The sequence below is a fragment of the Quadrisphaera granulorum genome (genome assembly GCF_003149145.1).
Classification (GTDB): Bacteria; Actinomycetota; Actinomycetes; order Actinomycetales; family Quadrisphaeraceae; genus Quadrisphaera; species Quadrisphaera granulorum.
This window is the reverse complement of record NZ_QGDQ01000025.1, coordinates 57,442-70,922: the sequence shown is the minus strand read 5'-3', so window position 1 is coordinate 70,922 and position 13,481 is coordinate 57,442. Positions and strand designations below refer to the sequence as shown.

12 protein-coding genes are annotated in these 13,481 nt (G+C 72.0%); 4 read left to right on the top strand and 8 right to left on the bottom strand.

Going from position 1 to position 13,481, the window contains the following annotated elements:
- Window positions 1–93: 93 nt before the first annotated feature.
- On the bottom strand, window positions 94–1,116 hold the full coding sequence (locus tag BXY45_RS17450) for a DUF7668 domain-containing protein (protein ID WP_109775801.1): 1,023 nt from the start codon (window positions 1,114–1,116) through the stop codon (window positions 94–96).
- A gap of 343 nt (window positions 1,117–1,459) precedes the next feature.
- Window positions 1,460–1,825 carry a YqfO family protein gene (locus BXY45_RS17445; protein WP_109775810.1) on the bottom strand — a complete coding sequence of 122 codons (366 nt, stop codon included), beginning with the start codon at window positions 1,823–1,825 and terminating at the stop codon, window positions 1,460–1,462.
- A gap of 364 nt (window positions 1,826–2,189) precedes the next feature.
- Here BXY45_RS17445 and BXY45_RS17440 point away from each other — a divergent pair, with 364 nt between their 5' ends.
- On the top strand, window positions 2,190–2,489 hold the full coding sequence (locus BXY45_RS17440) for a type II toxin-antitoxin system Phd/YefM family antitoxin (RefSeq protein WP_109775800.1): 300 nt from the start codon (window positions 2,190–2,192) through the stop codon (window positions 2,487–2,489).
- A 39-nt stretch (window positions 2,490–2,528) separates the two neighbouring features.
- Entirely contained in the window at window positions 2,529–2,789 is a 261-nt protein-coding gene (locus BXY45_RS17435; RefSeq protein WP_109775799.1) for a type II toxin-antitoxin system RelE family toxin, read from the top strand.
- Between the two features lie 106 nt (window positions 2,790–2,895).
- On the opposite strand, the gene BXY45_RS17430 is transcribed toward BXY45_RS17435, so the two are convergent.
- From BXY45_RS17430 to BXY45_RS17420, 3 genes are all read right to left on the bottom strand, one after another.
- On the bottom strand, window positions 2,896–3,648 hold the full coding sequence (locus BXY45_RS17430; protein ID WP_146211249.1) for a nucleotidyltransferase domain-containing protein: 753 nt from the start codon (window positions 3,646–3,648) through the stop codon (window positions 2,896–2,898).
- Between the two features lie 120 nt (window positions 3,649–3,768).
- Window positions 3,769–4,560 (bottom strand): VOC family protein, encoded by a 792-nt coding sequence (locus BXY45_RS17425; protein ID WP_109775797.1) that lies wholly within the window; start codon window positions 4,558–4,560, stop codon window positions 3,769–3,771.
- Complete coding sequence (locus BXY45_RS17420; RefSeq protein ID WP_109775809.1) at window positions 4,557–5,417, bottom strand: aldo/keto reductase; 861 nt, start codon at window positions 5,415–5,417, stop codon at window positions 4,557–4,559. The genes BXY45_RS17425 and BXY45_RS17420 overlap by 4 nt, the downstream gene beginning before the upstream one ends.
- A gap of 174 nt (window positions 5,418–5,591) precedes the next feature.
- Here BXY45_RS17420 and BXY45_RS17415 point away from each other — a divergent pair, with 174 nt between their 5' ends.
- Window positions 5,592–6,953: an Nramp family divalent metal transporter gene (locus tag BXY45_RS17415; protein WP_109775796.1), complete on the top strand. Its 1,362-nt coding sequence runs from the start codon at window positions 5,592–5,594 to the stop codon at window positions 6,951–6,953.
- Window positions 6,954–6,973: 20 nt separating this feature from the next.
- Here BXY45_RS17415 and BXY45_RS17410 read toward each other — a convergent pair whose 3' ends face one another.
- On the bottom strand, window positions 6,974–7,657 hold the full coding sequence (locus tag BXY45_RS17410) for a response regulator (RefSeq protein ID WP_211319706.1): 684 nt from the start codon (window positions 7,655–7,657) through the stop codon (window positions 6,974–6,976).
- Window positions 7,654–8,910, bottom strand: a complete 1,257-nt coding sequence (locus BXY45_RS17405) for a sensor histidine kinase (protein WP_109775795.1) — start codon at window positions 8,908–8,910, stop codon at window positions 7,654–7,656. Before BXY45_RS17405 ends, BXY45_RS17410 begins: the two co-directional genes overlap by 4 nt.
- Window positions 8,911–9,058: 148 nt before the next feature.
- Between BXY45_RS17405 and BXY45_RS17400 the strand changes: the two genes are divergently transcribed.
- Window positions 9,059–9,535: a hypothetical protein gene (locus BXY45_RS17400; protein ID WP_109775794.1), complete on the top strand. Its 477-nt coding sequence runs from the start codon at window positions 9,059–9,061 to the stop codon at window positions 9,533–9,535.
- 302 nt (window positions 9,536–9,837) lie between these two features.
- Here BXY45_RS17400 and BXY45_RS17395 read toward each other — a convergent pair whose 3' ends face one another.
- Window positions 9,838–13,377, bottom strand: a complete 3,540-nt coding sequence (locus BXY45_RS17395) for a proline dehydrogenase family protein (protein ID WP_109775793.1) — start codon at window positions 13,375–13,377, stop codon at window positions 9,838–9,840.
- Window positions 13,378–13,481: the final 104 nt, after the last annotated feature.

The window sequence follows — 13,481 nt, the reverse complement described above, 5'->3', positions numbered from 1 at the left end:
CAGAGCGTTAGCAACTCCATGATGTGGAGGGCCCCGTGCCCGCTCGCAACTCCAGCGGGTCACTCGCCAAGATCGCACCTACTGGCGGACGCTCTAAGGAACGCGGACCTGGATCAGGGTCACCTCCCCCGACGGATCTACCTCCAGCTCAGCCCGCAGCTCGCTCGGGCACTCCGTCACCGTCCACAACGGAACATCCACCCACCAGCCACCGCTGTCCATCCAGACCGCGCTGGAGTCCTTGTAGTCCCAGATCTCCTCAGGCTGGATGACCAGCGTCGTGCCGTCCTCGCCGTACTCCTCCACCGCTTCCATCATCTCGGGCCGCTCCCCACGGACCAGCGCGTCCAGCTCGGCACGAAGAGCAGGCCTCAAGTGCTCCGGGATGGGCTCGACGGGGTCATCTGCGAGGACAGGAGGCTCTCCGCCGTTGAACGTCGACTGCGTGGCACGGACCTCCATCTCGACCACCGCGCCCGCGAGATTGCCCTCGTCGACGGCGACGAAGTAGACGTGTTCGGCGGCGCCCGCTTGTCGCAGCCAGCGCGACAGCGCGCTGGCCTGCGCCCGGGCGGCGGGGAAGTCCGAGGTACGTACGGTGAGTTCCTTGATGCCCGCCAGGGACATCTGCTCGCCGCGCAGCCGCTCCTGGACGTCGTTCCAGGACAGCGCGAGCTGGGCGGCGGCGTCACCCGGGTGGCGGGCGTTGCCACCAGCATCCGCTGGCGGGCGCCCGACCACCTGCACTTCTCGGACCTCCCAGCGGGGCCCGTCCTCCTCCTCATCTTCCTCGTGGGCGGGGCGGTCCAGGGCGTCGATCACCGCGTCTACGTCGCCAGCGTGCAGTGCCATCTCTCGGTGGTTGCCAGCAGTAGTCGTCAACAGCACGACGCACTGAGCAGGCGAGGCCGGTGCTGCGGGGTCCTGGTCAAGGTGGGCGCCACCGGGGTCAGCGGTCGCGACGACGATGTTGAACGGTGGCAGCTCCTGTGACGGCTCCCCGGAGATGTACAGGCTGAGCTGGATGAAGCCGCCGGTGACCAGGGCGCGTCCGCGGCGCCATTCGTGGGTCAGGCAGGGGTGGCTCCCGTGGACCAGACGCATCCAGCACTCCACGGACAAGCCAGGATCCTCATCACCCGGGAGCCGCTGACCTCGCTCGAGGCTCGCGGCGTCGCCACCGGCCAACGGGTGGGCAAGGGCTCCGGAGACGTCCGGCGGTCGTGGAATGTCACTCTCACCTGACACGTCGGATACCTGCCTTCGTGGAAACTTCACTGTCTCGCGCGAGCTTGGCGGGCGGCCATCGTTCTGCGGGCGGGTGTTGCCTCCCGGAGCAACGTCTCCTCATCGGGGAAGGTCACCGGTTGCTGACACCACCGCTCCCCCGCGTATCGCGCCAGGGCGGTGGCAGGCGCGCTGGCGCCAGGTTGGCACTCAAGGGCACTGGCGGCGGTCATCACGACGAGGAGCTCCCGGGCGGCTGGGCGTCACGAGGCGCGACCGCCGGCGGGTCGTAGACCGGCAAGAAGAGCACCAGCGGCTCCTCGTAGGGGTGGACCCGCCGAACCGCCTCGTGCACCGAAGCCACGTCGTCGATGTCGCAGACTGACTCCACCCGGCACTCCTCGCCGTGCTCGACGTGCCCGACCCGTCCAAGGTAAGGCGCTGCACCGGCGAGCGGACGCCAGGTGCCAGAGACCCGCCAGGAGCTGGAGCAGTGGTCGTATCCCCCCACCCGGCCGGCGCCAGCCTCATGGAGAGCCGCGAGCACCACCTCGACGTGGCTGTCCGGCACCGAGACCTCCACCTTGACCCTCGTCACCAGACCCCGCCCTCCCACGATGACGCACCGGTAGCAGTCTCCACGAGGGTGACCGACATGCTCTCCCGACAGGACCTCACGCAGCCCGGGATCCCTCGCGTGCGAGCGTGTCGATAAGGGTGGACGGCCGGAACGCCCGTGCTCGGCTCGGGCGTCGCGCGACTGAGCAGGGCTGGTGTCTCGCCGGTGTCCGTGGAGACTCGGCTCGTGGGCCCCGTCGTCGTGCGTCTACGACCATCGTGTGACCACGTCCGCGAAGCATCGGACCGCTCAACAGGCGTCCGGGTGAGCACCTACCGGAGTTGGCGAGATCCCTGATCACCCGGCACTTGTGTACACAGTCATCAGTGTCGACACTTGTGTCGTGGACACCCTCTCCAGCGCCGTCAGCATCCGCGAGCTGCGCGCTCAGCTCGCCGACGTCTTGGGCCGCGCCGGTTACGGCGGTCAGCGCATCGGCATCACGCGCAACGGCAAGCTCGCCGCCGTGGTCATCAGCGTCGAGGACCTCGAGGCGCTCGAGGCCTTCGAGCTGGCCCAGGACACCGCCGCCTACCGCGCCGCCAAGGCCAACGACGACGGCACCCGCGTCAGCCTCGAGGAGCTGCGCGCCGAGATCGACGCCGTGGAGGCCGCCGACGACGACGCCGCCGGGGGACGGTGACCGGGCTCCCGACGCGCTTCGCGGAGGGGGTGCCGACTGATGGGCTACCGCCTGAACTTCACCAGCTCAGCGGCCCGGGAGGTGAAGAAGCTCCCGGGCCCTGCTCGCGACCGGGTTCTCATCGCCATCGAGGACCTCGCCGAAGACCCGCGCCCTCATGGAGCCAAGAGGCTCGTCAGCACAGACGCCGCGTGGCGCATCCGCGTCGGTGACTACCGAGTCATCTACGAGGTCGTCGACGAAGTGCTCACCGTCACCGTCATCCGCGCCGGTCACCGACGTGAGGTCTACGACCGCTGACGACAGCTCGGGAGCGGTGCCGCTGTGGATCGCTACCCGGTCAGCGTCCCGCCTTCCCCCTTCCGGGAGCACCTCGCTGACGATCGTCATGCTGAGGCCAGCCTGATCAGCCGTCGAAACTGTTGATCAGGCCTTGAAGCACGTCCTCGATGGATCCAGCCGCCTCTGGCGCCGCCGCTGCCGCCTCCTCAAGCAACAGTGAGACGAGGGCGGCGAACACCCGACGAAGTTCCTCCTCAGCCAAATTGGTAGCGAGGCTGTCCTCGATACGCCGACGCAAGGGTGCGTCAAGATCGTCTACTCCCCGCCCCTGGCTGGCAGGCAGCCCCGCACGCAAGCAACCGAGCGTGACGACCTGATCGCGAAGCCCGTTCAGCATGTGTACTGCCTGTAGGCCGCGCCCTCGGGCGATACTCGAGCGAGCGTGCAGGGCGTAGAGCCAGGCCATGCCGATGACAGCGGTCAGGTCTGGCTTGGAGAGCGGCGCTGCGTCGGCGGCCCTGCCGAAGACGAGACGCAGAGGCCCACCCGTAGCTCTCAAGGTTCCCACCGGCCAGAAGGACAGGTCGATCTGCAGGGTGCTGTCCATCAAGAACACGCGATAGAGGGCGTCGCCGCTCCAGATGTCTACGTGCGCCCGGGCGCCGTGGGACTGGTACAGAAGATGGGTCCACCTCGCGGCAACCTCAAGTACGTCACATCCCGGAGCGAGTCCGAACGCCAGGTCGATGTCCGACCATCGGTCCTCGGCGTCACGAGCAGCGGATCCGAACAGTGCGGCTGCGTCGATCATCTTGTCGCCCTCGGCGGCACTCAGCAGCTCCGCGCGCAGATCCGCCCTCGCAGCCTGGGTGAACACGCTGGTGACCGTAATGCCGCTGACGACACCACCCGTTGGCAGAAGGTGTCTCCAGAGGACCATCCCGCCCGCCAGACCGGCCCTCCGCGCAACGCTCACGTAGCGAGCTACTCGTGGTCTTCAGCCCTCACCCCGGGCGGGTGCGAGCACGCAGAGCTCGTTGCCGGACGGGTCGGCGAACACCAGCCACGGCAGCTCCCCCGGAGCCGACAGCGGCGTCGCGCCGAGCGCGAGCATCCGCGACACCACCGCGCGGTCGCCGTCGTCGTCGTCCTGCTCCCAGGGGTCCGAGGTCTCGCGGCGCACGTCGAGGTGGATGCGGTTCTTGCCCTCCGGCCGGGCCGGCCCGGCCGGCTTGGCGGCCGGCTCAGGACAGAGGGCGAGCAGCGGGCCGACGCCGTCGGGGTGGCGCAGGGCGGGCGCGCCGCCCACCTCACCGGCGTGCTGCCAACCCGTGATCGCGGCCCAGAACGCGGCGTCACGCTCGGGGTCGGCGCTGTCGAGCGGCAGGCACGCGATCGGACCGGCACTGAGCTCGTACCCGGGGCGCTCCGGCATGACGCAGAACGCTCCGCCCTCGGGGTCGGCGAGGACCGTCCACGGGAGGGGAGCTGCCGTGTCGTCCTGCCCGACGTCCGCGTGCGACGCGCCGCGCTGGAGCAGCCGCTGGACGACGACGTCGGCGTGGTCACCACCGCGCAGGTCCAGGTGCAGCCGCGGCGGCGCGGCCGACGGCTGCTCGACGCGGCAGAAGCACAGGTCGAGGTAGGCGCCCGTCACGGAGTCGAGCAGCAGCCGGGCCTCCATCAGATCAGGCTCGGCAGTGATGACGTCGGCCCCCAGCGCCGCAGCCCAGAAGCCGCCCAGGACGCGCGGGTCCCGCGCGTCCCAGACGACGTTCTCCAGCCTCACCCGAAGACGTCGGGGTCCGGGCCGAGGCGCTGGCCGCGCTCCAGCCCGGCGATGGCGGCCATGTCGTCAGCGGTGAGCTCGAAACCGAACAGGTCGATGTTGGAGCGGATGCGCGACGGCGTCACCGACTTGGGGATGAGGATGTTCCCCAGCTGCAGGTGCCAGCGCAGCACCACCTGCGCGGGCTCCTTGCCGTGCGCAGCGGCGATCTTGCCGATCGTCTCGTCCTCCAGCACGCCCTTGCCCTGCCCGATCGGGCTCCACGCCTCGGTGGCGATGCCGTGCTCGGCGTGGAAGGCGCGCAGGTCCTCCTGCTGCAGCCACGGGTGCAGCTCCACCTGGTTCACCGAGGGGACGACGCCGGTCTCGTCGAACAGCACCCGCAGGTGGGTCTTCTGGAAGTTGGAGACGCCGATGGAGCGGATGCGCCCGGCCTCCTTGAGCTCGGCGAAGGTCTTCCAGACCTCGACGAACGTCGCCTGGTGGGGGCCGGGCCAGTGGATGAGCCACAGGTCGAGGCGCTCCAGCTGGAGCTTGGACAGGGAGTCGTCGAAGGCACGCAGCGCGGCGTCGCGCCCGCCGGCGCGGTCGGCGTTGGCGAGCTTGGTGGTGACGAAGACGTCGTCGTGCGTGAGACCGAGGCTGCTCTGCGCGGTGCGCAGCGCGTCACCGACACCGGCCTCGTTGCGGTAGCCCGCAGCGGTGTCGATGTGCCGGTACCCGGCGGCGAGCGCCTCCAGCACCGTCTCGTCGGTCTTCTCCGGGGCCACCTGGAAGACTCCGAGGCCGACCTGCGGGATCTGCACGCCGTCGTTAAGCGTGACGAAGGGAACGGTGGTTCCGTACTCGAGGGGCATCTCTCGACCGTAGGCGCGCGCGCCGCGAGCGGCACGGCGGAGTCCTGCAGCCAGCTTCATGAGCCTCGATGACGGGGCCTGGCCGTGGGGCCCGGCTCGCGCTCGGCGAGCCCGGTCGCTACCTTGTGCGGCCATCGATGATCACGCCCAGCGCGACGACGAGCGGGAGCGACGATGAGCACAACGACGACGGACAACGCCCGGGCAGCACAGCCCCCGACAGGCCGGGAACGGTTGAAGCACCTCGGCCCGGGGCTGCTGGCCGCTGCCACCGGCGTGGGCGCCGGCGACCTCGTGGCCACCCTCGTGGCGGGCGCCCAGTACGGCACCGCGCTGCTGTGGGCTGCGCTTGTCGGGACCGCGCTGAAGCTGGCCCTCGGTGAGGGCGTGGGGCGTTGGCACCTCGCCTCCGGCACCACCCTGCTCGACGGCTGGCGCCGCCTCGGTCGCTGGGCCACCACCTTCTTCGGCGTCTACATCATCATCTGGGGCTTCGTGTACGGCGCCACGGGCATGAGCGCTGTCGGCCTGCCGCTCAACGCGCTGTTCGGCGGTCTCAGCGTCGGCGGCTGGGCCGCCATCGCCGGACTCGTCGGCCTGGTGCTGGTGTGGTTCCAGCGGTACGAGATCTTCGAGAAGTTCATGACGGTGCTTGTCATGCTGAAGTTCGTCGCCGTGGTCAGCACGGCGCTGCTCGTCGGCCCGAACATCGCCGACCTCACCCGCGGCCTCGTGCCCACGCTGCCGGACGGGTCGGCGGTCTACGTACTGGGTCTCATCGGAGGCGTCGGCGGCACCATCACCATGGCCGCCTACGGCTACTGGATGTTCGCCAAGGGCTGGAGGGGCGCACCCTGGCTGGGCATGATGCGCCTCGACAACGCCGTCGGCTACGTCATGACCGGCATCTTCGTCATCTCCATGCTCATCGTCGGCTCGACGATGCTGCGCGGGATGGACCTCACCGCCGACGACGCCGGCCTGCTCGTGCTCGGTGACGCGCTCGGCCAGGAGTTCGGCCAGTGGGCCCGGGTGCTCTTCCTCGCCGGGTTCCTGGCGGTGACGTCGTCATCGCTGCTGGGCGTCTGGAACGGCGTCAGCCTCATGTTCGCGGACTGGACACGCACCATCCGCCTCCCCCACGGCCGGGCCGCCGAAGAGCAGCTGGCGCGCGCCGCGGCCGTCGGCACCGCCACCGACCCGACCGCCGACCCGACCGCCCGCGTCGGCGCGGACGAGGCGTTCTCCGGCACCGTGGCCGAGCGGTCCTGGGCGTTCCGCGGCTACCTGCTGTGGCTGACGCTGCCGCCCATGCTGCTGCTGACCCTCGGCAAGCCGTTCCTGCTGACCCTCGTGTACGGCGTGCTCGGGTCGGTGTTCATGCCGTTCCTGGCCATCACGCTCATGCTGCTGCTCAACAGCCGCCGGGTGGCGGCGGAGGGCCGGTCGCGGTGGCTGTCCAACGGTCTGCTTGGACTGGCGTCCGCGCTGTTCGTCACGCTGTTCGTGGTCGACATCCAGTCGCGCTTCTTCTGACCGGGTGAGCGGGGGTCAGGTCAGACCCGGGAGCGGGCCCACGCGGCGGCCTCGCGCCGGTCAGCGGACCCCGTCTTGGCGAGCACGTGCGCGACGTGCGTCTTGACGGTCGGCATCGACACCACGAGCCGTCGGGCGATCTGCGCGTTGCTCAGTCCCTGCGCGAGCAGCTCCAGCACCTCGGACTCACGGGGCGTAAGCGGCTCCACGAGGTCCGCCGTCTCGCTCGGTGCCGGAGGTTCGGACGACGACGACTTTGACGACGTCGCCGTCGTCCCGAGCAGCGCCGCCTGCACGGCGCCGTCCACCACGAGCTGCCCTGCCGCTGCGGCGTGCAGGGCGCGCGCGATGTCAGCGCGGCCTGCGCTCTTGGTGAGGAACCCGCGGGCGCCGGCACGCAGCGCGGCGAGCACGGACTCGTCGTCGGCGTAGGTGGTCAGGACGACGACGGCGACGCCGGGGTGCTCCGCCACGATCCGCGCCGTCGCCTCGACGCCATCGACGTGCGGCATCCGCAGGTCCATGAGGACGACGTCGGGCACGAGCCCCGCGACAGCGTCGAGGGCTAGCGCTCCGTCGGCGGCCTCCCCCACCACGTGCACGCCCGCGACCAGACCGAGCAACGCCACGAGCCCCTCACGCACCGCGGACTGGTCGTCGACGACGAGCACCCGCACCAACGGGTCACGCTCCACGGAGGTCACGCCGGTACCTCTGCCTCGACCACCCACTGCTGCTGCTCGCCAGCGCGCCGCGGTCCCGCGGCCAGTCCCCCGCTCACGAGGAGCAGCCTCTCGCGCAGACCGGCCAGCCCTGACCCGGAGTCGACGCCGAGCGGACGCCCTGCACCGGCGGCGCTGTTCGCGGCCACGGCGGGCGCAGCCAGCGGGCTGCTGACGAGGAGGCGCGTCGCGTCGTCGTCGTAGTGGAGCTCGACCGTGACGGGGGCGCCGGGGGCGTGCTTGGCCGCGTTGACCATCGCCTCCTGCGCGGTACGAAGCAGCGCCAGCTCGCGGTCGGCGCCGAGCGGACGGGAAGTGCCGACGATGCGCACGTCCACCGTCTGACCGCCGTGGCGGGCACCCTGAGCGAGGGCCGTGAGCGCATCGGGCAGGGGCGGGGCGTCGACGCGCAGGGCGTGCACCGCCCGGCGGGTCTCCTCGATACCGGACGCCGCGAGGTCGTGGGCAGCGCGGACGCGGCGCAGCGCCTCGACGCGGGTGGCGGGGTCGCCGTCGTCGTCTTCCAGCAGAGCACCGACCACCTCGAGCTGCAGCGCCAGCGATCCGAGGGAGTGACCGAGCACGTCGTGCACCTCCCGGGCGATGCGCGCTCGCTCGGCGAGGGCGGCAGCGCGGACCTGCTCGGTGCGGGTGCGCTCGGAGGCCTCGAGCAGGGCGCGGGCGGTGCGTTCGCGTTCGGCGCGGGCGTCGTCGCGAGCGCCACGGAGCAGCCCGACGAGCGCCGCAGCGGCAAGCCCGGCGGTGTACCCCAGCGCCGTTTCGGTGCCGAGTCCTGTCACGGGCGCCCCGATGAGACCGAGCGCCGTGCCAACAGCGCCGGCGAGCCACACGATCCCCGCGGGCACCGCGCCGAGGTCACGCCCGGCGGCAAGGCACACCACCACCGCGACCGCGAAGCCCGATTCAGTGATCCGAGAACCGAGCAGTGCTCCCCCGGCCAGCGACACCACGGCCAGCGACGCGGTCACGGCCACCAGGCGCCGACCGGTCTGCGGCACACGCTCGGCACTGGCACGCGGGGCCACCACGAGCCACGCCACCCAGCCGACCACGACGACCGCGATGCCGGCCGCCGCCGGCGCCACCCGCTCGGGCGGCCAGACCACCAGGGAGAGGAGGACGACGACGAGGACCGCCACTCGGCGAGGCACCGACCCGAGCTCCGTCGCGTCCACCCAGCGGCGGCGGCCGGATGTGGGGGCGGGAGGGGTCACGCTCCGATCATCGGTCGGCGAGGCGTGTGGTGTGAACGGGAGAGGCGACGCCTCATCCCGTTCTCATCCCTGGCTCATCCTCGTCTCATGCCTGGCTCGTCCCTCGCGGACGAGGTGGCCGGGGCGACACCGCGAGCAGCCTCGAGGCATGCACATCACCTCGATCCTCGTGGCCGTTGTCGTCGCCGTCCTGCTCATCGCCCGTCGGGCTCGCCCTCGCCCGGTGCGCGAGGAGAACTGGGCCAAGCCGCTGATCCTGTCCGTGGTGGGGCTGTTCCTGCTCCACGACGTGCCGCTCACCGCCGGGGTGGTCGCGTTCACGGCGGTGTCGCTGGTGCTGGCGCTGGCGTCGGGGGCACTGCGCGGGGCGTTCGTCCGGCTGCGCCGGACCCCGACGGGCCTGGTGTCCAGCTGGGGGCCGGCGGCGTTCGGGGCGTTCGCGCTGCTCGTGGTGCTGCGCCTGGGTGTGGACGCGATCGCCACCTCGATGGGCGTGCCCTCGGCGGCCCTCGGGCAGACCGTGCTGCTGACGCTCGGCGCGAGCCTGCTGGCGGAGTCGCTCGTGGTGGCGGTGCGGGTCCGCGCCGACGCCGGCCACTCGGCCGTGGGTTCGCCCGTCCACTGACTCCCCGTCCCCCACGATCAAGGACCTCCGCGCCATTCCCACCGTGATCATGGACTTCCCGAACAGCGGACGCCGATCCGGGGACTGTGAGACCGGCACAAAGTGGGCTACAGCCTGTCCGCCGGTCCCCAGACGGCGACCGGCCGCGCCCGCGGCCCAGACCGTGGGCGCTGTATTCGGGTGTCAGTGGGCACACAGGAACACAGCGTCCACGGTCGAGGCGAGGTGGCCGACTGCCCATGATCACGGTCGAGGGGCTCGTCCGGCGCTCCGTCCCCCCGGCTCGAAGCGCCGGACGAGGATCAGGGGGCCAACAGGTCGTCCACGAGGGCGGACGGCGTGCCGAAGCGGTGCGCGGTGGCGCTGACGGCCTGCTCGTGCAGGAACGGCAGCAGCTCCAGGCGGCCCGACGCGGTGACCTGCCCGTGCCACACGGCGAGGTCCGGGCGACCACCGGTGGCCTCGGCCAGAGCGGTCGCCGCGGCCGCGGCACCGTCCGCGGCGCCCGCCGGGCCGACGAGCCGGACCCGGGTCAGCGACGACGACGGCCCCTGGCTGTCAGCGGCGGCGCGCGCCAGCCAGGCGTCGTCGTCCTCGATGACAGCGGTCGGGGCGCACGGCAGGGGCGCAGCCAACGACACCTCGACCGGCGCCCCCGTGCGAGCGGCGGCCGCCAGCACGCGCTCGACGTCGACAGGAGACGCACCGGAGACGGCGCGCACGGTGACCGGCGTCGGCACGTGGCGCAGCCAGTTGCGCTCGGACACCAGGCCGCTCGGGTCCTGCGGAGCACCGAGCAGCGACTCCCACGCCGTCTCGTCGGAGGCCGCGGCGCGCTCCAGGAACGCCGCACCCTCAAGGGCGTCAGCGCGCTCCCACTGCGTCAGGCCCAGCAGGTACGACGGCCCACCGGCCTTCGTGCCGGCGCCCACGGCAGACTTCTTCCACCCGCCGAACGGCTGGCGCTGCACGATGGCGCCAGTCGTCCCGCGGTTGACGTAGAGGTTGCCCGCCTGGATCCGCGAGGCCCATCGCCGCAGCTCAGAGGCGTCCAGGCTGTGGATGCCAGAGGTCAGGCCGTAGTCGACGTCGTTGACGATGTCGATCGCCTCGTCCAGCGTGCGCGCCGTCATGACGCCGAGCACCGGCCCGAACACCTCGGTGCGGTGGTACTTCGAGCCGCGCCGCACGCCGGAGCGGATGCCCGGAGTCCAGAGCCGGCCGGCCAGCGACGGGACGTCGGTCTTCACGGCCTCCGGCGTCAGCGCCCAGTGCTGCCCGGGCTCCAGCTCGGTGAGCCCCCAGTGCAGCGCCGAGCCGGGCTCGGGCTTCTCGATGACCGGGCCGACCTGCGTGCGTGGGTCCCACGGGGCGCCCACCACGAGGGAGGCGGCTGCGTCGAGCAGCTGGTCGCGGAAGCGGCGGGAGGTGGCCACGGACCCGACGAGCACCACCAGGGACGAGGCGGAGCACTTCTGCCCCGCGTGCCCGAACGCGGAGGCGACGACGTCCCTCGCGGCGAGGTCGAGATCCGCCGACGGCGTCACGATCATCGCGTTCTTGCCCGACGTCTCCGCCAGCAGCGGCAGGTCGGCGCGGAACGTGCGGAACAGCTCGGCCGTCGCGTACGCGCCGGTGAGGATCACCCTGTCGACACGCGGCGAGCTCACGAGCTGCCGACCCAGGCCGCCCTCGTCGACCGTCACCACCCGCAGCGCCGCTGCGGCCTCGGCGCCACCCACCTCCGCCAGGGCCGCGGCGATCGCTTCCGCGAGCACCGCTCCGCACCGCTGCGCCGGCTCGGCGGGCTTGAGGACGACGGCGGAGCCCGCCGCGAGAGCAGCCAGCACGCCTCCGGCGGGGATCGCCACCGGGAAGTTCCACGGCGGGGTCACCAGCGTGAGCCGCGCAGGCACGGCCCGGACGCCGTCGCGAGCCTCGATCGCGGCCAGCTCCAGGGCGCACTCCGCGTAGTAGTGCGCGAAGTCGACCGCCTCGGAGATCTCCGGGTCGGCCTGGTCGGCGGTCTTGCCGGCCTCGGAGGCCATCACCTCGAGCAGCTCGGCGCGGCGCGCCTCCAGCGCCCGGCCCGCGGCGTGCAGCACAGCGGCACGCTCGCGCGCCGGTCGCCGTCCCCAGGCCTCACCGGCCGCGGCAGTGCGGGCGAGCAGGTCGTCGAGGAGCTCGGCGTCGTCCACCAGTGAACCCGCGGCACTGAAGCGGCCCGTGGTGCCGGCCCGTGACGTGGCCGCACGGGAGAGCGCTGCTCGCACCCAGGAGCGGTGTCCCTCGACGGCCGGGTCGGAGTCGGGGGTGTTGACGAAGCCCTCCTCGCCCGGCGCGTGGGGCAGCGCGAGGTACCTGTCGGCGGGCCGGTCATGGCGGCGGTGCGCGGACGGAGGCGCGTCGGCGTCGCCATGCTCCGCGAGCGCCTGCTGACGCCACTGCGCCAGCAGCTCCAGCGACTCGGTGTGGCGGGCGAGCTCCCGCGCGAACAGCGGCGAGCCCGGCGTGATCTCGGTGATGGCCGACATGAAGTTGTCGGGGCTCGCCACCTCCTCGAGGCGGCGCACGAGGTAGGCGATGGCGACGTCGAACTCCCGCGGGTGCACCACGGGCGTGTAGAGCAGCAGCGACCCGGTCTCGCGGCGCACGGCGGCGGCCTGTCCGGCCGCCATGCCGAGCAGCATCTCCACCTCCATGCCTTCGCGGGCGCCGCGCGCACCGGCAAGCAGCCAGGCGTGGGCGATGTCGAAGAGGTTGTGCCCGGCCACACCGAGGCGGACGTTGGCGGTGCGCTCGGGGGTGAGGGCCCAGTCGAGCACGCGCTTGTAGTGCGCGTCGGAGGCGGCCTTGGTGTTCCAGGTGGCCAGGGGCCAGCCGTGGACGTCGGCGTCGACGCGCTCCATGGAGAGGTTGGCGCCCTTGACCAGGCGCACCTTGATGGGGGAGCCCCCGGCGGCGACCCGGCGCGCCGCCCACGTCTGCAGCCGCTGCATCGCGGCGAGGGCGTCGGGCAGGTACGCCTGCAGCACGATGCCCGCCTCGTAGCTGCGCAGCGACGGGCGGTCGAGCAGCCGCGTGAAGACCTCGAGGGTGAGGTCGAGGTCCTTGTACTCCTCCATGTCGAGGTTCAAGAACGTCTTCTGGGCAGCGGCGGTCTCGTAGAGCGGGGCGAGCCGCTCGACGACGTGCTCGACGTCCTCCTCGAACCCCCACGGCGCGTGCGGCCCGACGACGGCGGACGTCTTCACGGAGACGTAGTCGACGTCGGGGCGCTCCACGAGGCGGCGCAGCCCGGCGAGGCGGCGGTCGGCCTCGCGCGCTCCGAGCACGGCTTCGCCGAGGAGGTTGAGGTTGAGTCGCACGTGACCAGCACCGTGCGTCGCGTCTCCGCCACCGCGGATGCGCTGCAGGGACTTCCCCAGCTTGGCGTCGGTGGCGTCGACGACGAGGTGGCCCACCATCTCGCGCAGGGCGCGCTTGGCCGCGGGGACGACGACGCCGGGCGCCACCGGACCGAGCGTCCCTCCGGCCTTGACGGCCGAGCGCAGCGCCGGGGAGAGGAACGCCGGCGGGCGCTGCGCGAGGCGGCGCAGCACCGCGGCGCCGACGGCCGGGTCTTCGGGACGGACCACGCCGTCGACGAATCCGGTGGCGAACGCGAGCCCGTCGGGGTCGCGCAGTAGGCCGGCAAGCTGCGCCGCGGCCCGCGCTTCAGCGCCCTTCACGGGGTGCGCGGCGGCCTCGTCGAGCCAGCGGCGCACGAGCTCGGCGACGTCGTCGACAGTCACCTCCGAGGTGCCGGCGGTGTCCAGGGGGCTCAGCTCGGCAGCGGTCATGAGACGAGTCTGCGCCGGTTGGACGCTTCACAACAGGTCATCACCGGTGAGCGTTGAGGCGCAGTACCGTTCACTCCAGATGATGGGTTGTGAGGCTCGTAGGA